The 20227-nt window shown below is 52.7% G+C and carries 13 protein-coding genes; all 13 read right to left on the reverse strand.

Annotated elements, in window-relative coordinates; all coding sequences use genetic code 11:
* On the reverse strand, nucleotides 1-932 hold a 932-nt coding region (locus EJQ19_RS20440), incomplete at its 3' end, for an NHL repeat-containing protein (RefSeq protein WP_164716643.1).
* A gap of 12 nt (nucleotides 933-944) precedes the next feature.
* Nucleotides 945-1526, reverse strand: coding sequence for a hypothetical protein (locus EJQ19_RS20445; protein WP_126143100.1), 582 nt, complete (start codon nucleotides 1524-1526; stop codon nucleotides 945-947).
* A gap of 111 nt (nucleotides 1527-1637) precedes the next feature.
* Nucleotides 1638-6056: an AAA family ATPase gene (locus EJQ19_RS20450; protein ID WP_126143101.1), complete on the reverse strand. Its 4419-nt coding sequence runs from the start codon at nucleotides 6054-6056 to the stop codon at nucleotides 1638-1640.
* Between the two features lie 140 nt (nucleotides 6057-6196).
* Nucleotides 6197-7855, reverse strand: a complete 1659-nt coding sequence (locus EJQ19_RS20455; protein WP_126143102.1) for a GTP-binding protein — start codon at nucleotides 7853-7855, stop codon at nucleotides 6197-6199.
* Nucleotide 7856: 1 nt separating this feature from the next.
* Nucleotides 7857-8780: a sulfate adenylyltransferase subunit CysD gene (cysD, locus tag EJQ19_RS20460; protein ID WP_126143103.1), complete on the reverse strand. Its 924-nt coding sequence runs from the start codon at nucleotides 8778-8780 to the stop codon at nucleotides 7857-7859.
* A gap of 249 nt (nucleotides 8781-9029) precedes the next feature.
* Nucleotides 9030-14891: a DUF3320 domain-containing protein gene (locus EJQ19_RS20465; RefSeq protein WP_164716644.1), complete on the reverse strand. Its 5862-nt coding sequence runs from the start codon at nucleotides 14889-14891 to the stop codon at nucleotides 9030-9032.
* A 143-nt stretch (nucleotides 14892-15034) separates the two neighbouring features.
* Nucleotides 15035-15775 carry a Fic family protein gene (locus EJQ19_RS20470; RefSeq protein ID WP_126143105.1) on the reverse strand — a complete coding sequence of 247 codons (741 nt, stop codon included), beginning with the start codon at nucleotides 15773-15775 and terminating at the stop codon, nucleotides 15035-15037.
* Between the two features lie 283 nt (nucleotides 15776-16058).
* Complete coding sequence (locus tag EJQ19_RS20475; RefSeq protein WP_126143106.1) at nucleotides 16059-16502, reverse strand: hypothetical protein; 444 nt, start codon at nucleotides 16500-16502, stop codon at nucleotides 16059-16061.
* Nucleotides 16503-16537: 35 nt separating this feature from the next.
* A complete protein-coding gene (locus EJQ19_RS20480) occupies nucleotides 16538-17020 on the reverse strand; it encodes a hypothetical protein (protein ID WP_126143107.1) in 483 nt (160 codons plus the stop codon).
* Between the two features lie 263 nt (nucleotides 17021-17283).
* A complete protein-coding gene (locus EJQ19_RS20485) occupies nucleotides 17284-17526 on the reverse strand; it encodes a hypothetical protein (protein WP_126143108.1) in 243 nt (80 codons plus the stop codon).
* A gap of 8 nt (nucleotides 17527-17534) precedes the next feature.
* Complete coding sequence (locus EJQ19_RS20490; protein ID WP_126143109.1) at nucleotides 17535-18437, reverse strand: class I SAM-dependent methyltransferase; 903 nt, start codon at nucleotides 18435-18437, stop codon at nucleotides 17535-17537.
* Between the two features lie 36 nt (nucleotides 18438-18473).
* A complete protein-coding gene (locus EJQ19_RS20495) occupies nucleotides 18474-19310 on the reverse strand; it encodes a carbohydrate ABC transporter permease (RefSeq protein ID WP_126143110.1) in 837 nt (278 codons plus the stop codon).
* 2 nt (nucleotides 19311-19312) lie between these two features.
* Entirely contained in the window at nucleotides 19313-20221 is a 909-nt protein-coding gene (locus EJQ19_RS20500; protein WP_126143111.1) for a carbohydrate ABC transporter permease, read from the reverse strand.
* Between the last annotated feature and the right edge of the window lie 6 nt (nucleotides 20222-20227).

Below are 20227 nucleotides of genomic sequence, written 5' to 3' on the forward strand. Positions count from 1 at the left end.
GCGGTCGGTGCCGAATTGACACGGAAATCGACGATGCGGTGGTTGCCGGAATCTGCGACATACGCCATCCCCCCGGGAGTAACGACAAGGCCCGTCGGCAGATTCAGCCCATCCTCTCCGGCACCAAAGCGCCCCCAAGATTTCAAGAAGATACCCGTAGAGGTATAAGCTTGAAGCCGGTGATTCACATCCGCAACATAAATAATCCCATTCCCATCACCGGCTATGGCCTGCGGATTGAACAGCTTGCCCGGCCCCATTCCCTTGTTTCCGAACTGAAGCAAGAAATTGCCGCTGCTATCGAACACCTGAATCCGATGGTTGCCGGTATCGGCCACCCATACTTTGCCATCCGGAGCCGCCCACAATGCAGCAGGCTGCTCAAACTGTCCCTTCTTGGAGCCCCTGCTTCCCCAAGCGTGAACAAATGTACCGTTCTCATCAAACACTTGAATACGGTTATTTCCCGTGTCGGCGACATAAATCGTCCCGTACACATCGGCGGTAACACCCCCAGGGGAATTGAACTGGCCTGGCTTGACGCCGAGCTGTCCCCATGCATGCAAGACATCGCCGTTCGCAGCAAAAACCTGAATACGATGATTGCCGCTGTCGGCTACAAATACGCGATCATCCGCACCCACTGCGATCCCTTCGGGACGGAACAGATCTCCCTGCCCGGAGCCGCTGCGACCCAGCGTCGCCGCATAGGTACCGGCCCCGTCATAGATGTCAATCCGGTCATTCATCCTGTCCGCAATATAAAGTCGTCCCTGCGAGTCCAGCGTCACCTGCGCCGGTTCGTTCAGATAACCTTGACCTGCGCCGGTGCCGCCCGCTTTGGCATCCCAGATGGGAGCAGCCAATGCCAATGGGCTCCCCAAAACGGCCACGCCTGCCATAATGCCCACTGCAGCTATATATCTTTTCATCATGGCAGCCCGTTAAGACGTTTTATTTAATAAAATGTCGTATGTTAAGCTTTCCGTGGTCCCAGAGGTACGGGTGGTCATCATGATTTTGGTAAAGAACAGGGAAATCGTTTCCTCCGATTTAAACTGATTAATAGCCTTCATCGCGTAAGAACTTGCAAATGGACTGTAAAGCGAATACAGCATAACCTCCTGATTGTTCTCGTCGACGAAAGAAACCTCCGCCGGGCCGACGACCGACACATCACTTTTGAGCGTCTGTCTTAGCATCGGCAGTAAGACGTGGTTGGTTTTCTTTTTGGTGATCGTCATCGGGGTCCATTCCGGCTTACCCGTAGCGTAGCTGGTTGGAGACTTCACGATCGGAGTCGTCAGTTCGACTTCAGCGGAGTCTACGATGATCCAACCACTAGCCGCTCCCCCCGTCTTCGCCGGGTTCACATCCGGTCCCGTAACGCCGGGATATTTGAAATAAATCGTTACGATTTGCTCTCCTTCAGGCGGCGTCCCGACTGCCGAGGCCGTACCTGGCGTCACCATGCTCAGCCATCCGATCATCCAAGCGAACAAGACGTATAACACATATTTTCTCATCACAATACCCTCCAAAGGACAAATTTCTTCCCAGAGTATAGGACAATTCTCGACATCGCGCATATATCTTAAGGTATATCTCTGCAAAAAAATAACCGCGCAGGCCGAGGCCTACCGGTTATGGTCATTCAGCAGCTGCAGTTCCTTGGCTTGAGCGATCGCTTTGGTTCTGCGGTTGACATTCATTTTCCCTAAAATGTTATGGACATGCACCTTGGTCGTCCCTACGGCCAGCCCCAGCTTCAGCGCGATTTCCCGATTCGTCATGCCCGTCGCCATCAGGTTCAAAATTTCCATTTCCCGATCCGTCAAAGGCTCGATCAGGTTCCGATTGCGCTCCCTCTGAAGATGATCCGGGGCCATTGCTTGTTCCCCTTCGGCAGACTCCCCAAACGGATAGAGCAGCTTATAGACATACACGGCTTGCGAAGCCAACACATCCAATACCTTGGAACCTGGCGGTTGAAACACATGCGCAGTCAACTGACTCTCCACATACAGAATGCCGCACAACGCCTCCTTCACCAAGATCGGCATGGCCAGAACGGACAGACAAGGACGGTCTACCCAGTAGGCGTCATGGAAAAATTGGCTCTCCCCCGTATCTCCGCAATAATGCATCGACTCCTTCGTTCGCTCCACCCATTGAATAATGCTGAGAGGAAGCTCCTTGCTCTCATAAGCGGTTCCTGGCGGATAGCAGGCAAAAGAAGTGGGAGACAACTCGGCCCCCTTCGTCAGCTTGCCGTTCCATTCCACTAGCAAATAGGCTCTTTGCGCGCCGGACGTTTCAAGGATCAGCTGCATCATTTGCCTAAAAAGCTGGTCCAGCTCCAAGCCATCCGCTATCGTCTGAGACGCCTTCATCAGCGTAAAAAGATCGATTTCTTGCCCTAGCAGGCGAGGGGCAGCCTCTGTATCGGAAGGCGGCTCAAGCGCGCGTGAAGGCCTGCCGTCCAACGCCTCCGTCCTCGGAACTTCTCCTTGGGCCCCGCTGGCCAGATGCTCGGCCTTGGCGATAGCCCCCCACTGGCGATAGCAGTGAACCGCATCCTTGCGATAGAGATCGGCAATTTTCTTTTTTCCCTGTTCACGATAAAACCGGCTCGCAAGTTCGTTGCCGATCGCTTCCTGCTCAGATGCTCCCTTCTGCTTGGCCATGTGGATGGCCGATTCATACAAATCTGCGGCGAGCGCATGCTTGCCCCGGATTTTGTACATTTCCGCTTCCACCAGCCAAGACCTCGACGCATGATGGTCCGGTCCGTCTGCAGCCAGTCTTCTGAGATGCTTGGCATATCCTTTCGCCTGCTTCCACCAGCGCCTCCGGGCTTTAGGGGAGAGCTCGGTCCAAGCGCCGCATACCGACAACGCCGTGTAGAATCCGAACTGCGGCGCATGCGGGGAGTGCATGGAGTTGATACGGTATGGAGCAGCGAGTTCAGCGTAATGAAGTGCCTCCGAATAGCGCCCGAACAAATAGCAGATCTGCATCTTATACGTATAGAACTGAAACAGCGTAATCGCTTTGCCGTCATCCTGTTCCACCGAAGCAAGGAATTTTTCTTCATCCTCGAAGAAACCGTCATGAAGCTGAAAAACATCGCCAGTCAGACCTTGGAGCGTTTTAGCCAGTTGAATAAAGAGATACACGTTTTTCGTAACGAGGTCGTCTTTCGTAATTTCCAGCGGGGCCAAATAGCTTTTGTTCAGCTCCAGCATGCTCGCCATGCTTTCCCTCACATACGCAGCGTTAATATGCGCTCCAATGGCATAACTCGCATACATATGATCCCCCGACTGGAGTCCAAGCTTCAGTGCCTTCTCCAGATACGGGTCGCCTTCCTCCACTTGCCCGACCCACTGGCACAGCACACCCCCGAACATCGTATAGGCCTGACATTGGACGGAAGGATTGTGCTGGGCGTCAGCCAGCGATACGGCGGCTTTACCGATGTCGTAGCCCATGCGGTACTGCTGCAAGGCGGCTCCGAGCAGAATGCCGAAGGCAACATAAAAGGTCGGCGCATACCGCGATATGCCATGCTGGAGACTCAAACTGACAAAGTAGGAGGTCAGCACGGCGTACACCGGCTTGTTGATAAAAAACGTCGGCGCGACCAAGGCAAACATCAGCTCCATCGCGGCTTTCACCTTGCTGTCTTCCACGTCGGGGAGCAGATGAAGCTTGTCGATCCGCTTGCGGATCCGCCATGTTGCGGTCAGCATTTCGCGAAGGATACGAAGCGTATTCGGATGCTCCGGAATATGGATGCCCACTTCCTTCAAGCCTCTCAGCCCTAAGGAGATGGCTTCCCCATACTTGCCGCTTGAGGAGAGCTGGTTCATCTGAATCCGATACACCTGCGCCCTGTCTTCAAAACGCTTCGCTTCAACGAGCAGCCCACGACACAGATGGTCGGCCGTCTCGAAGTTCCCGCTGAGGTACTCACATTCCGCCAAGCTCACTTGAAGCCGGAAATATTCCTCTCTGCGGGCAGAGACCGGATCAATCCCCTCCAAAGCGCAGCGGTAATAGTGAACAGCGGATACATAAGCAGAGGCTTCCTTTGCTTTATCCCCTGCCAGCAGGTTCATCTCCGTGCGCCTTGCCTTTTCTTCCGGTACATGGATATACCCGGAGCCCGCATTATAGAAGTCCGCCAAGTCGTAAAGGCGATCCCAGCGCTCTGCAGCGTTCGCACGTTCATAGATCGCCCGTCCCAGCGCCAGCAGACTTCTGCTTCGCAGATCCCCATCCAACAAAGAGTAGGCTGCTTGCTGAATCCGATCGTGGTAAAAGCGGTAAGCCTCGATGTCACCTCCGCTGCGCTTGACCGTGAGTAGCAACCCTTCCTGAACAGCGGGCGCCAACTGGATGGCGGCAAGTGCCGGTGTCTCTCCGGTCAAGAGAGACAAATCTTCCAGCTTAGGGCGGCTGCCGAGACACGACGCCAGCATAAGCAAATGTCGGGTCGCCTCAGGCAAGCTCTTGATTTTATGAACCAAATAATCAACCACCTGCTCGACCCCCGGAAGCTCCTCAAGCCCCTCGAGTCTCCAGCGCCAGCTGCCGTCGGTGCCTTGGAACATGAGCCACTCCCGGTCCCGCATTTCTTGGAAGAGCTGTTTAAAATAAAAAGGATTGCCCGCCGACTTGGCAAACAACGCCTCCGCCAACGCAATCACGGCTTGCCTCTCGAGCTGCAGCGCGTCCGCAACCATCCGATGGAACGCTTCGATGTCGAGTGGCGATAGCCGGAGACTGCGACTCGTGATCCCATGTGAAGCCTCGAAGTCATGGAAGCTTCCCAGCAAAGCGCGCGGGTCCGCCTCCATATCCCTGTAAGCGCCAATGACCAGCAGGTTCTGGCTCGATGGGTCCGTCAGCAGTGCACGCAGCAGCTGCATACTGGCTTGATCGGACCACTGAAGATCATCCAGGAAGAGCACGAGCGGGCGCTCCTTCGCCACAGACTGAATGAAGCAGCGAATCGCGTGCTCCAATCTACGGCCGGCCTCAGCGGGAGCCAGCTTCTCTGCGGGAGGCAGCGTGCCGATCGCCATCTTCAGCTCAGGGAGCACCTCCATTACGACCGAAGCCGCATTTCCCGCAGCCTGGAGGAACCGATCCCGCAGCCGCGCAAGGACCTCCGGCGGCTCCGTCAACAGCTGGCTAACCAGTTGTCCGAACGCCGCAATCATGACGCCATAAGGCGTATTATGTTGATATTGCTCACATTTGCCCGAGATCCAGTAGGCTTTGCCGACGGCAATCGTGCGCAGTGTCGAATCGACCAGAGCCGTCTTTCCAATCCCCGGCGGGCCGCTGATCAGCACCAGCTCATTGCTGCCCAAGCATGCGCAGCCGAAAGCATCCAAGAGCTCGGCTGTTTCTTTTTCCCGGCCATATAGATGCTCTTGGATCTGGAAGGTCCCCCGTGCATCCTCCCGCCCCAGCTCGAAGTCTTCGATGCCCCCTGTTCGGCTCCACTGCTCCAGACAACGCGCCAAATCTGCGCGCAGCCCGCTGGCCGATTGATAACGGCGCTCCGGCTCCTTCTCCAGCAATCTCAACACAATCTTGCAAAGCGGCTCAGGCAGCTCAGGCCGATACGTCTGCGGATGAACCGGAGCCACAGCCAGATGGGCATGCGTCCACCCGACCAAATGTTCGGCGGCGTAAGGCAGCTTGCCTGTAAGCATTTCATACAGGATCAGCCCCAGCGAATACAGGTCAGATCGTCCGTCGACCCCCCGGTTCATTCGGCCGGATTGCTCCGGCGACATATAGGAAGGATGCAGCTCGGGCGTTGCTTTCTTTCTTCCAGGCACGTCTTGCACCTGAAGTGTGTCAGGCTCTACCCCGATCGTCTCCGGGCACAATCGCCCTGAAACCAGATTCTCCACATGCAGCGCTTCCAAGTGCTCTGTGAGTTGAATAGCTATTCTTATAAGGTCGGGCAAGCGAAGTTGTCCATCCTGCAGGCAGTCTCTCAGCGAACTCCCTTTTACCCGTTCCATGCTCATCTATGCCTCCGTTGCAGCGGCTTGCTGCAATTGTAATTATCCATCTGGTGTCATTTTATCATCTAAGGAAGGGTTTGTCCTTACTGGGTCCATCTAAAAAGCAAAAAGCCCAGAACGTTATCGTCCCAGGCTTTTGCATATTAAATCGAATAATCCATATCTTGGTTATGGATCAAATGCTTCACAACACGTTTGACGACATCACTCGCGTCCTCTACGACAGAGGCCTTTCTTGCTTCCGCTCCGATTTCGATAAACGAGTCGCCAATCAACTCCCGCGCACCTGCGTACGCAGCATCTGCCGCTACCAATGCAACAAGCCCCGCGTCGTTCATCAACTTCGCCACTTCCGCCAAGCGCTGAGGCGATTCGCCTGCGCCGTTCTCAAGCAGCATCGTATGGTAGCCTCTCGCAACCAGGCGTTTCTCGACTTCCTTCGCAAGGCTTGCTGTCGCCGAAGCCGGGCCGCTGAACCAGATCGTTAAAGGATTTTGACCTTTTTGCTCGGCGCGCACATCTCTCGTAACTTCTGCAAGCGACTGCGCCCCTTTATCGGAGCTTTGAAGCGCTTCGTCGATTACGCCGCAAGCGGACGTCATATTCGTCACGCGATCGATCAGAATGAAACCGCCGATGCTTTTATTTTTTTCAAAGGAATCAAACACGATGTCGTCCGATAAAGTAAACTCGCATTTGGCCAATTCATTCTTGACAATGTGATCGGCTGGCACCGTATTGCCCGTATTGATATCAATTTTATGATTAATGGCCGTTACCGTGCCTGGCAATACTTTTGTGCCTACTTTGACCAAATAGTTTTTGCCGGGTTGCAGGACGGAATCGTCCATCCAAAGAATCGTGGCACTAAAACTGTCCGCCTCTTGGATTTGCGTATCTTTGGTAAATACACAACCCCGCGAAACGTCGACTTCCCGATCCAATTGAATGGTCACGGGTTGTCCGGCATGGGCGGAATTCCGATCTTGATCTGTCACTAAGATGCGTTTCACTTTCGCTTTTTCACGGCTTGGCAGCGTCGTCAGCTCATCGCCAACCGCGATGGTTCCTGCCTCAATCTGGCCTTGGAAGCCGCGGAACGTATGGTCCGGCCGGCATACACGCTGAATCGGCATCATAAACTGCTTCGTGTCATCGGTCTGATGCACTTCCGCATTTTCCAAATACGGCAGCAAGGCGAGGCCTTCGTACCACGGCGTATTCGGCGATTTTTTCGTAATGTTGTCGCCTTCCGTTGCCGAAACCGGGATCACCTGGATGCTTTCAAAGTGGAACTCCGCTGTCAACTTCGCGAATTCTTGTTTGATCGCCTCAAACTTCTTCGGATCAAAACCGACCAGATCCATTTTGTTCACGGCCAAAACCAGATGTTTAATCCCCATAAGGGCGCAAATCCGAGTGTGCCGCTTGGTTTGGGTGATAACGCCCTTCGTTGCGTCAACCAGAATGATCGCCAGATCCGCAAACGATGCACCTACGGCCATATTGCGTGTATATTCTTCGTGGCCCGGTGTATCCGCTACAATGAATGACCGGTGGTCCGTCGTAAAATAACGGTACGCCACGTCAATCGTAATCCCTTGCTCCCGCTCGGCAAGCAGCCCGTCAAGTAGCAGCGAGTAGTCAATTTTGCCGCCGCGGCTGCCCAGTCTGCTGTCCAGTTCCAACGCTCTTTCCTGGTCGGCGAACAAGAGCTTTGCTTCATATAGCATATGTCCAATCAACGTGGATTTTCCGTCGTCCACACTTCCGCAAGTAATAAATTTAAGCAGACTCTTCATCTTAGAAATAGCCCTCCCGTTTGCGTCTTTCCATACTTCCCGCCGCCTCTTGGTCAATCACCCGCGTTGTCCGTTCGGATGAAACCGCACCGAGTGTTTCCTCAATAATGGTGTCCAGCGTATCCGCCTCAGACTCCGCGCCGCCAGTAAGCGGGTAGCAGCCTAGTGTACGGAACCGCATCTTTTTCATTTCAATTTTCTCATGAGGCTCGAGCTTCATGCGATCATCGTCCACCATGATGAGGTGCCCGTCGCGTTCGATGACAGGTCGTTCTTTGGCAAAATAGAGAGGCACAATATCAATATTTTCTCTGCGAATGTACTGCCAGATATCTTTTTCCGTCCAGTTGGAGATGGGGAAGACCCGGATGCTTTCACCTTTATTAATTCTTGTGTTAAAAAGCTTCCACATTTCCGGCCGTTGGTTCTTCGGATCCCAGGCATGGTTCTTATTGCGGAATGAGAAAATCCGCTCCTTCGCGCGTGACTTCTCCTCGTCACGCCGTCCGCCGCCGAACGCAGCTGTAAATCCGTATTTATCCAATCCCTGCTTCAGCGCTTGGGTTTTCATAATGTCCGTGTACGCGGCGCCGTGATCGAACGGGTTGATCCCCTGCTCGATCCCTTCTTGATTGGAGTGAACGATCATCTTGATTCCGAACTCTTTCGCCTTGCGGTCGCGGAACTCGATCATCTCTTTAAATTTCCACGTCGTATCGATGTGCATGAAAGGAAACGGCGGCTTTTCCGGATAAAATGCTTTCAGCGCCAAATGCAGCATCACCGAGCTGTCCTTCCCGATCGAATACAGCATCACCGGATTTTCACATTCCGCCGCTACTTCTCGTATAATATAAATCGCTTCAGCCTCGAGTTGATCCAGATGTGTCATTTCATCTATGGAATCAAGCGTCAATTTCTCCATGGAAAGGTGCCTCCTTTTAATCCTCACTAAATCTATCGCCTTTCTTTATATAGTATCAGATTGTGGCTTTTATGCAAAGTGGAAGAAAGTAAAAATATTAAATTTTCGATTACTTTCGTCGAAATATGTCGTGTTTTTTTTCGAAAAGCGGTATTTAGCCTACACTCACTGTATGAGATGAATGTGCGATGCGTGACGTTTTGAAAAAAGCCAAGGAAGAATATTAACATTCTTCTTGGCTTAGCATGCTCATCGATCCTTGATAACAATCCGATCCTGCTCATCCAAAAAGGCATAACCAAGCTCAATCGCTTTGTGAATCCCGCTCTTCACGGCCTTCTCAAGTGCGCTTCCCGACCTGGCATAGCCGAGCGTTCGTATCACTTGCTTCGCGACTTCCTCTTGAGGCAGGCTAATCTGAGAAGCAAGCACGGATTTTACCGCAGCCGCGACTTCCTCTGCCGGCAAATCTTCTGCTGACCGGCGCTGGGATTCATCCGCTGAGACTCTGAACATGCTGTAGCTTTGCGGCTCCATGCTTTTAGGCCAGTAAAATAAAGTACCTTCCGTCTCCGTTGTTCGAAGCTGAAGCTTGGCTAATAAGCCTGTGAATCGCTGATCCAGCTTAGTTCCCATGCGCGTAATGCCCCAAGCTTGTAGAACACGCTTCGCCAACAGTCCGCGGGAGATCGGCCCTTCTTCTTGAACGACCTTGTTCATTTGGTCAAGGATCATGTCCGTATATTTATCGGCATTAAACATTTCTGTGCCTAAGGACACCGCCTCAAGCACGCAAGCCTTATAGGCTTGGGCTTCTCCCGTTGTGACGGACGGAGGATAGTCAGGCGCGCTCTCCATTTTTTGCACAGCACCGTCCTGTACCTTTTCCATCGCCTGTTTCACAGGAACGGTTGGGACAGCCTTCGTTTTATTCACTTTGGCTTTTTCTATCGCTTGAGCGATGTTTCTAAGGATGCTTCCCTTGTTTTCCCACCAATCCGGGCTCCACACGCGATACAGCGCCCAACCTAACTGCCGCAGTACCTGTTCGCGCAAAATATCCCGATCACGCGCAGATTCGGCGTTCCGGTAAATTGGGCCATCGAGAAGGAGCCCCATGACGTACTGCCCCTGCTGCTCCGGATCCAAAATGCCGATGTCCACACGGAACCCCGATGCTCCGACAGACAGATCCGTTGCATACCCCAGCGCTTGCAGCTCGTCTGACAGGCTTCGATGCAGATCGGTTACGAGGTGAACCCCCTGCGACGCCTCACCCACCGGCAAAGCTTGCTTTCCTTTCTCCGCATAGTCCAGGAACGCTCTTAATCCGAGCACCCCTTGTGCGCTGATCCGGCTTGCATTCAAATGATGGGCGCGCAGCGTCGAGAACACATGCATTTCATACCGCGCCCGCGATACCGCTACGTTCAGGCGCCTCCAGCCTCCTTGCCGATTCAAAGGACCGAAGTTCAGGCTGACCTTGCCCGCGGCATCCGGGCCGTAACCGACGGAGAATAAGATAATATCCCGTTCATCGCCTTGCACGTTTTCCAGATTTTTAATGAAGAGCGGTTCAGGCAGCTGCCCTATGAACAATTCCAACTCCGGCTCTTGCCTAAGCGCCTCATCCAGCATATCCTCAATCAGCGTCTGTTGAATGGAACTGAAGGTCACAACGCCCATGCTGCTTGCACGCAGCACCGGGTCCTTCAAGCGCCGTATGATCTCCGCAATGACCGCCTCCGCTTCCGCCCGATTGGTTTTCGTTCGGCCGCGGTCATAGAAGCCTTCCACCGGGTGCCATGCGACACTCGAGACCGGCTCATCCGGCGACGGGAATGTCATTAATTTGTTCTCGTAATAATGCGCGTTGCTGAACGCAATCAAACTCTCATGCCGACTGCGGTAATGCCAAGTTAGATGACGCTCCGGCATCCCAAGGGCCAGACAGTCGTCCAGAATACTCTCCATATCTTGCAAGGCTTGATCTTCCTCTTCGGCGTCCGTATTGCTTTTGGAGAAAAAGCTGGTCGGCGGCAATTGCTTGGGATCGCCTACGATGACCGCTTGATGGCCTCTGGCCAAGGCGCCAACAGCTTGCGCCGTCGGCACCTGGGAGGCCTCGTCGAAGATCACAAGATCGAACTTGGCCCCGCCCGGGTCCAGATATTGGGCGACGGAAATCGGACTCATTAACATGCATGGCGTAAGTCGAGGAAGCAAGTTCGGAATCTGTTCGAACAGCTTACGGATGGAGATGTTCCTGCCTCCGCTCCGAATCGCTCGCTGCAAAATGCCGGCTTCCGAGCTTTGCGCCGCTTCTTGCGTCATATGCGGCACCTTGGCGGAAAGCCGTGCCGCCAGTTCTTCCTGCGTCAATTGCGCAAAATGACGATCGGCTTCTCGGAACCGCGATATCGTCTCTTCGAAAAGATGTCCAGCGAACGCACGCAGACTGGGCTCGCGAGCAATGATATAATTGGCCGCCGATTTATACAAACCGCGTTCGAATGCGACTTGAAGCTGCTCCGTGGCGATCACGCCCTGCTCATACGGCTGAACGAGCGGAAGGAGATCTGCCGCCTCTGCCTGAGCGCGAATTCTCCGCCACGTGCTCCAGTCTCGCAGCCGATCCAGATGCGACGACCACAGCTGCGCTTTTTCCAACATCAATGCGCACCAATCTTCCGCTTCCGGCGCCGATCTCAATTGGTCGTATTGAATCTGAAGCAGCTCTTGGAGCTCACGCTCATCCGCCATGATCTCGTGATAACTTTGCTGAACATCCGCAAGGAACTTCTGCTGAACAAGATCATGACGAACCTGCACGATGCGTTCCGCCATGTGACCTCGCGCTTGATTCGCCTGCGAGCGATTCTGGAACCATCTTTCAAGCAGATCTTGCCATTGAGCTGCCCACTTACAAGCCTCTGTAATCTCGTCCCATTGGCCGTCCTCATGCCAGATCAGCTCAGGGCCTAGCCAAGGAGCAGCCTGCTCTCTCCACGCCCGAAGCTTCTCTTCTTCCTCCTGCCACGTCACAATCTCAAGCAGCGCGTTCTTGACGCCATCCTTCGTCAGCGTTTTACCGGGTGCGACCAAGCCCTTCATCATTTTAAAAATACGATTATGACCGCTCCATCTTGGCAGAAACCATTGCAGCTCCAGCCTACTCCATTCGGATAGCAGCATCTTGGCATCCAATCGGGCGAGCTCAGGCGCATTGAACTGCGCGTATACTTTTTCTCTGATTTGATCTCTACGTCTACCCTGATTGGCGGCAACCTGCAGCTTGGCCAGCGATTCCTCCAGATCGGACGATTGCAGCAAAGCGGCCTTCATGTCCGGAACTTGACGAACCCACGAACCGAACCGGACAAGAACCTCTATATGGTTGAAGTCCAGACGAGCGGCGTCCAGCTTGAAGGTTTCAGCCAGCTTGTGAAGCGCAGACCTCAATGGCGCTAACCGCGGCATATACCGCCCCAGCACTAACTCAGCTGACGACTTAATCGTTTGCGTATAGTCCGTGATATGCGCGTCGCGCCACGGATGCTGGTACGGATTGCCGCAGCCGGCTCCGGCAACGTGCAGCTGCGCGGTGAGGTCGTGCCACGTCACCACCTTCTCAGGCGTCAGGCTATCCAGAGTCGTGTCGTCAAACCGCACAACGTCCGGCCCATCGCCAGCCTTCTCATAGCCCGAGATCGCTTCAAACACGCTTAGTCCAAAATGGCTCTTCCGATGCAGCGCTTCTACGTAGCCGTTTAATTCGCTTCGCAATTGCAGCAGGCGATCCGCCTGACTCTGCCAAGTCCCCGATGCCGGGACTCGTTTGGTTTCGATGGCTGACGCCAATTGATCAAGAACCGATTTCTTCGTGCTCTTGTTCGAGTGCAGCTCCAGGCAAAAGGAACCGAGCCCGATCTGCTCCAGCCTCCGTTCTACAACGGATAGCGCAGCCATTTTCTCCGCGACAAAGAGCACTCTCTTGCCTTGCGCCAGCGCATTTGCAATCATGTTTGTAATCGTCTGCGATTTGCCGGTCCCCGGCGGTCCGTGCAGCACAAAGCTTTGGCCGTTCGACGCAGCCCGAATGGCCGCTAATTGCGAGGAGTCGGCGCTGATCGGGATCGCCAGGCTTGTCGGATGATCCTGATCAAGCGGATGACTCCCCCCCGCCGAAGGCTCCTGCCACTTCAGCTGGCCTTCCATGAGGCTGGACACGATTTTATTTTCAGCCAATTTGTCCGCACGTGTACGGATGTCATGCCACATCACAAATTGACCAAAAGAAAATAAACCCAGATAAGCCGCTTCTTCCACATCCCAACGAGCGACATGGATCAGCGCATGTCTGAACACATTGAAAACCTGCTTGAGCGCAATCCCCTTCTCGTCCCTTGGAAGCGGATCTAACCCGTCGATCCCGATGCCGAAATCCTGCTTCAGCATTTCCAGCAGCGTGATATTCATCTGCGGCTCTTCATCTCTGGCTCGAATTACATAGCCTAAGCGCGATGACTTGCGGATAATATCCACCGGAATCAGCACCATCGGCGCATACCGCGGCTGCTCGCTTAACGGCGATTCGTACCATTTTAACAACCCAAATGCCAGGTACAGCGTGTTTGCTCCATTTTCCTCCAGCGCGGTTTTGGCCGAACGATAAATGTGCACGATTCTCCGGTCCAATTCCGCAGCCGGCAAGTCTGCTCGCAGCCGTTTGCGCGTGAACTCTTCGCGAAGCAGCCCGGCAAGCGGATGATCCGCATTCAGACTTTGATACAAATTGGCACTGCGCCCGTTGTCTTCCCAATCGCTTGGCTTCGCCAACAATTGGAACTCCTCGCCATCGGCAAGCGCGTCTTCCAAATCCCCCAGCTGCGCCGTGATGAGCGGCAGACTCGATTTGGACAAGCGGAAATTCAGCAGCGAATTGCGAAGCGTTAAATCCAGCAGCCGACGCTCCCACTGCTTCTGTCTTGTAGATGGCGGCAGTGCGTCGACTTCATGCGGTTTTGCAAGCACGTCCAATAAGCCGGGAGCCGCATGTGTGTCCATGGATCGCTGGTCCTTCTCCTCCGACTTCCATCCATCCCCTGCAGCGGTTCGGAGTGGCAAAGGTCTTATCGCGGCAGCCCGCGCCCGCCGAATATCAATTAAGCAGTCGAACTTGCCTGGATCCTGCAAATGAGCTTCCGCCAATGTAACGGCACGATCGAAGCTGATGGATTCCCCTTCCACCAATGCCGTCGACTCCAGAACGCATATTTGATTGATGCCCGGGGCAATTCTTTTCGTAACCACAGACAGATCGTCCTGCACACTTTCCGAAAACGTCTCCTCTTCCAACCATACCCCTACAAACGCATGCCCCTCCGTGAAAACGAGAAGTGGATGCAGACCGACGGCCTCCAGGCAGGCGGCAACTAACAAAGACAAGTCCAGACAATTCCCTATGCGATGCTGAAAGATCGCCTCCGGAAGACGAACACGTTGACCAATGATCTCAAAACTGGGCGGAGCCACACAGTAGGCGATCCCTCTGCTCTGTAAAGCCGCATAAATCGCGGCCGCTTGGAGGCGAACACGGTTCGGGTCTTTGCTCTGATACGCTGTGAAAGACGCGCTTCCGCTCCACTTATTCAAAATCGTTGCCGCATCACGCACCACTTGCGCAATCTCCGGATGATTCGGCGTCACGAAAGCAGCCGTCATCTCGGGCAATATCGCCAGCCCGCTCCACTCGTCAAAAGCGAGCACCGAGATGCTCCCGCGTTCTTGGAAAATCTCTGATTCCCCTTGCCAGATGGACAGCGTCAACGTGCCGTTGATTCGTTCAGACAACGCCCCGAGGAACGAAGCGGACATTTGCAAATGAATCGCTCCAAGATCCACCGATTGGCCGACCGGCAGCGCATCACAGTTTTTCGTCCATTCGTAGGCGAATTCCGGTTCCGCGGTCAGCTTCACTGTGATGCCCCTGACCTCTTCCTGCGACGTATTGGTAAGCACAATGCGCTTGATCACCGGAACGTGATTCTGCTGCATGCCGTAATTCACCGTCTCGCTGTATAACCACTCGCAACTGAGTTTTTTCTCCATATCACCGTACTCCCATCCATAACTTCCAATTCGTTCTATCATAGCACTAATTTCTGCGTATTTCTGCGATTTGCGACAGAAATAGCGGATTTCAAATAGACCAAAAGAAAAAAGCCCATCATTGAGATGGACAGTTGTCGGGATTATTTTACCGTACCTATGTACTTATGCAAGCTCTCCTCAACGCAGACAGCAATGAGCTTTACGAACGGTTCAAGATCGTTTCCTGTGCTCGCTGTTTCCAGCGTCTCATAATACTTCAAACGAGCTTCATTGGCTGCTTTTACAATGGCTGGCGGGAATCCATGTTTCATTAAAATTAAATTCATTAAAAGCCGCGCCGTGCGCCCATTGCCATCAGAAAAGGGATGAATATAAACAAACCGGAAATGAAATTCCCCTGCTAATGCAACGGGGTGCATGTGATCCTTCTGTTCAGTATACCACGCAATCAACTGCTCCATCTTTTCAGAAAGCACTGTAAAATGAGGCGGAGTATGCTGTGAACCTGATATCCTAACATTAATCGATCGATATCGGCCGGCGTTTTCATCGTCAATATTTTTCAATACGAGGTGATGAATGGACTTGATCACATACTCAGATAATTCAAGATTTCTACTCACAACATCTTGCACGTAGCTTATAGCTTCCGCATGATTGATAACTTCAAAATGTTCACGCAGCTTTTTACCGCCAATCGTTAACCCTTCTTCTAAAACGATCTTCGTTTCCAGAAGTGTTAAGGTGTTGCCTTCAATCGCATTGGAGTTGTACGTCCACTCGACCCTAAACACTTGCTCCAAATTTCTCACCGCAGCCGATGGCAGAGGACGTAGTTGATCTAACTCATTTTTTAATGCATCTATGACTGTAAAGTTCATGCCGCCCCTCCCCATCAGCTTTTATTACCATTATATCACAGGAAGTCATACTTAATCGGATGATTGAGAATTCCGTTCCACGCTCCCACGCAAAGCCCTGCACTATAGCACCTTTGTTCAAGCACTATCGAATTATACCTGCCCTTCTGCATTCTTATACACAATATAGGTTTCGTTCGCCTTAGCATCCAGCTTGGCGCGATCATCGGTAAGCTTGATAAGCTTTTGGAGATCTTTAATTTGATTCATGGGCATCACCTTCCCGGTAGCTCAGTATCACGCATTACACCGCTCCACGTTTCCCATACCAAGCCCTAACCTGCAAACCAACCCAGAGAAACAACGCCGGCAGCTCCGTCATCCAGAGCATGTGTACGGGCCGTGGTGTAAAAGGAACCGCTTCCGACAATCCCCACGCATACACGTAATAACCTAAGTAAAGCATCCAACTATATCCCATTGGACTTGGAAACAGCTGAGAATAGCCGCCGATACAGAGCCCCAGTAAGCTGACCATACTAACCGACATGAGGTTGCCGATGGCAGACTTCAAGGGCACAAGGAACGCATAGCCCAGCCCCACATAACCAATCAGTGCCACGCAAAATGTTGCAATCATCAACCGATGCGACGTGCCCGCCATCAGCAATCCCACCGAGAACACCACAATAAAGATATGAATAAGGAAGGCAAAAACAATATTCCGATACAACGGTCTCCTAAACATACAGCTTAGCCCCTAACCGCCCGCAGAGTTCACGCTCATAACGGGAATCCTAACTGCTGCATTCGCTCAGCTAGACTCTCCGGGTACTCGGCCGTGACCGTCATCTTATCCTTTTGCACCCAGAATCTTACGATCTTGAGATCAGATAGGGCTTTATTCAATCGCTCCACCTGCTGACGAATTCGCGGCGTGTCCGGATTGGCGATGGCGAGAACCGTGCGATCATCGATATGTTCATAAAGCTTCATCATGAGCTGAATCTGCTCGGCAAGATGAATGCTGATCTGCGTAGAATCAAAAACCGTATTCGCATCATGCGCCATCGCCTGATTGCCCCTTGTCTCGATCAGCAGCTTGTGCCCCGCCTTCGCGGCTTGTAAATCAGCGTCGTTCCTGGAATCAATCACTTTCAGGTCGAACCCTTGTCCCTGCAAAAAGGAGCAAATAATCGCCTCACACTGCTGCTTATTTACAATAAACGGATCCGGATTCGTAAGCTGGCTATTCGTCGAAGGCATGCGCATTCCTCATTTCTCTGTAGAGATAGGAACACTATAGCACAGTCTTGTTTCAAGTTCTGTCGGATTATGTAGGTGTACTGTGCGCTTCTAAGGGCCGACAACTTAACGACAAACGGACACGCCCGGCTGCAGAAGCGCAATCGAATGATTCGCATTAAATACGCCCACGGGCTCACGGTTTCGGAACTTGCGGACGAATACTTCTTATCTCCGGCACTAGAATCAGCTGTACACTCCATCTTTGGATATTGCAAGACGGGCTAAGCGATCAGGGTCACATACGCGTAAAGTGAATGATCCTCCGGTTCATCCAGAAAGCTCACACCGGAGCAGGAAAATTCAGATTGAATATGCATGCGTTTCATCAGCGTGAGCGCAGCAAGCAGCTCAGCACCAATCTTTATATTTCCCAGCAGTGCGGTCTGTTTGGCTCTTCTCCTTCGCTTTGTGCGCCGTCCCAATGGGTCAATTCCAGCTCCCGTCGCTGCCACAGGATCAACCATCCGCGTCCTCAAGCTTGTTGGTACTTTCGAGAATACATCTGACGATCGCGGATCAGAACGAGAACTTTACCAAAGCGTCCTCCCTGTTGGAACACCACCTTATTGTCCGGATAGGTGCGTTTCAAATAATCCGCAACCATTTGGCGCGTATGCTCATCTACGGGCACCTGCTGCAAGCTCAGCCTCGTTATCACTTCTTCGAGCGCGGCATCGACGGTCAATGCAGTCGTTTTCATTTCTTTGGTAATCAGCGATGCATAGGCATACCCTTTGAGATAAAGAAGCTGGAGCAGATAGATCATTTCGGAATGATCGGGATCGCGTTGTTTGTTCGTAACCAGGGGCCAGATTTCATCTACCAGGCCGTGTTCATGTCCGCCTGCGGCCAGACTGATGTAGCAGTACCGGCGGGCGCAGCTGATCAGGTTCTCAACGCTCTGCCAATCTGTGACGGTTGGACACATAGAGGCGAAAACGATATCGAAGGCGTTCCGCCAGCCTGCAGCATCGAGATCGATCGCTTCGAATGTATCGCGCACCAGTCTGACATGGCCGGATTTCAGCTTGCCTGCGTTTTCCTGGAGCAAATTCGCCAGCGGAACACAAGGTTCCACAGCCGTAACCTCCGCTCCACGCTCGGCAAAAGGAATGGAGAAACCGCCTGAAGCCGCTCCAACATCGAGAACGGAAGCACCCTGGAACGACACACCCTGATCTTCCAGCCAGCCGATAATCCGCTCTTTTCTTCGCACGCCTTCTTCGTTGAACGCTTGCCTGTCAAATTCCTTGGCTTGATGGTCCAATGCATGAGTAGGATCAAAACCGGCCTTCTTCATCCGATTGCCGAACGTGGTCGGATCCGTCTTCCATGCCTCTTCCCACATACGTGAATCGAGCAACTCCATATTCATAATGATTCATCCGCTCCTATTGTTAGGGTTCCGTTGTCACCCTTTAATACTCGAATATACGATCCCTTCCACCACATATCGCTGGCCAGCCATAAAGACAGCGATGATCGGCAGGACGAACAGAACGACTCCGGCACTTTGGATGATCGGGATACTTTGCCCAGAGGGCGATGTGTAGCCGATCGAAAAAATCGCCGTTGACAGCGGGTATTGATCAAGCCGTAAAAACATAAAAGGCGTCACGTAGTCGTTGCCCCAAGCCCGATTGAACAACAGAATGGACACCGTTGCGACGACGGGCAAGGAAACAGGCAGAAAAATGCTCCAAAAGATGCGGAACGTCGAACAGCCGTCGATTCTTGCCGCCTCCTCCAAGTCTTTGGGGATACTGGAGAAAAACTGGCGATACAGAAAAATACTGATGGCGCTGCCGCCAATCGCCCAGAACACCCAAGGCCAAAACGTGTGGAGGAGCCCGATTTCAAAAAAGATGACGTACGTTGGAATTTGCGTCACGATTTCCGGCAGCATCATAGTCGACAGCATCAGCATAAACAGCGCATTTTTCCCGGGACCGCGGAGCCGCGCGAAGCCAAATCCGACAAGAGCGCTCGTAAAGGTGGGGATCGCGACGGAAATGGATGTAATGATGAGCGAGTTCCGCGCATACTTCCAATAATCAATAAAAGTCACTGCGAAAGTATAGTTTTCCCAATGCAATCCCTTCGGCCAGAAAGCCATCGAAGAGCCTGCCAATTGCAGCGAATTCGCCACGAGCCAATAAAGCGGCATAACGAACAGAACGGACAGCAGGACGAGCAGACCGTACAGTCCCATTCGTTCCGCCTGGGAGCGGAAAGGAGTCTGAACCACGCTTATTTCCCTCCCTGCTCAACTTCGTAGAACACCCACAGCTTGCTTGTTGTAAACAGTATCGTTGTCAGAAGCAAAATCAGGATAAACATGACCCACAGTAGCGCTAATCCGTACCCGTATCGGTTAAAGGCGAATATTTGTTGAAACGCGTGCACCGAGAACAGGTAATTGGGACGAATCGGCAACGACAGCAAGCTATTCGATTTGCCCGCGAGCAGGATCGGCTGTATAAAAATTTGCAGGGAGAGGACGACATGCATGACCAATTGAAAAAACAAAACGGGCGTCACAAGCGGAATCGTAATTTTCATAAAACGCTGTGCCGTTGAAGCGCCATCGATCATCGCCGCTTCATACAAATACTTGGGTACGCCCTTCAATCCGGCCAGATTGATCAATATGCCCCCGCCGCTCCCCCAGAGCAACATCATAAACAGAGAGAACGTCGCATAATCGTAGCCGAGCCAGTCGATTGGTTTCATTCCCACTCCAGCCAGCAGTTGGTTGGCCAGACCGTCCTGCACGAAAATCGAACGCCACATCGTTCCGGTCGCCACGACCGGAACGATAGATGGCATGTAGAACAGCATGCGATAAAGGCCGATAGGCTTCACGTTCCGGTTCAGCAGAACGGCCAGCAGTAATCCGACGACGAGACTCGACGGGACGATCAGGAACGTAATCAGGATCGTCCGCCCGAGCGCATACATGGCGTCGTTGTCGGTGAACACTTTGATGTAATTCTCAAATCCGACCCATTTGACGGTATGCATGTTAAAGCCCGCAAAATTCGTAAAACTCAAATACAATCCATAAAGCAGCGGCAGCAGACCAAGCAGCATAAACACGACAAACCAGGGAGAAATGAATAGGTAGAACTCCAGCGCTTCTTTTGTTCTTCTGTTCATGGCATA

The organism is Paenibacillus whitsoniae, assembly GCF_003955665.1.
In the GTDB taxonomy this organism is placed as follows: domain Bacteria; phylum Bacillota; class Bacilli; order Paenibacillales; family NBRC-103111; genus Paenibacillus_E; species Paenibacillus_E whitsoniae.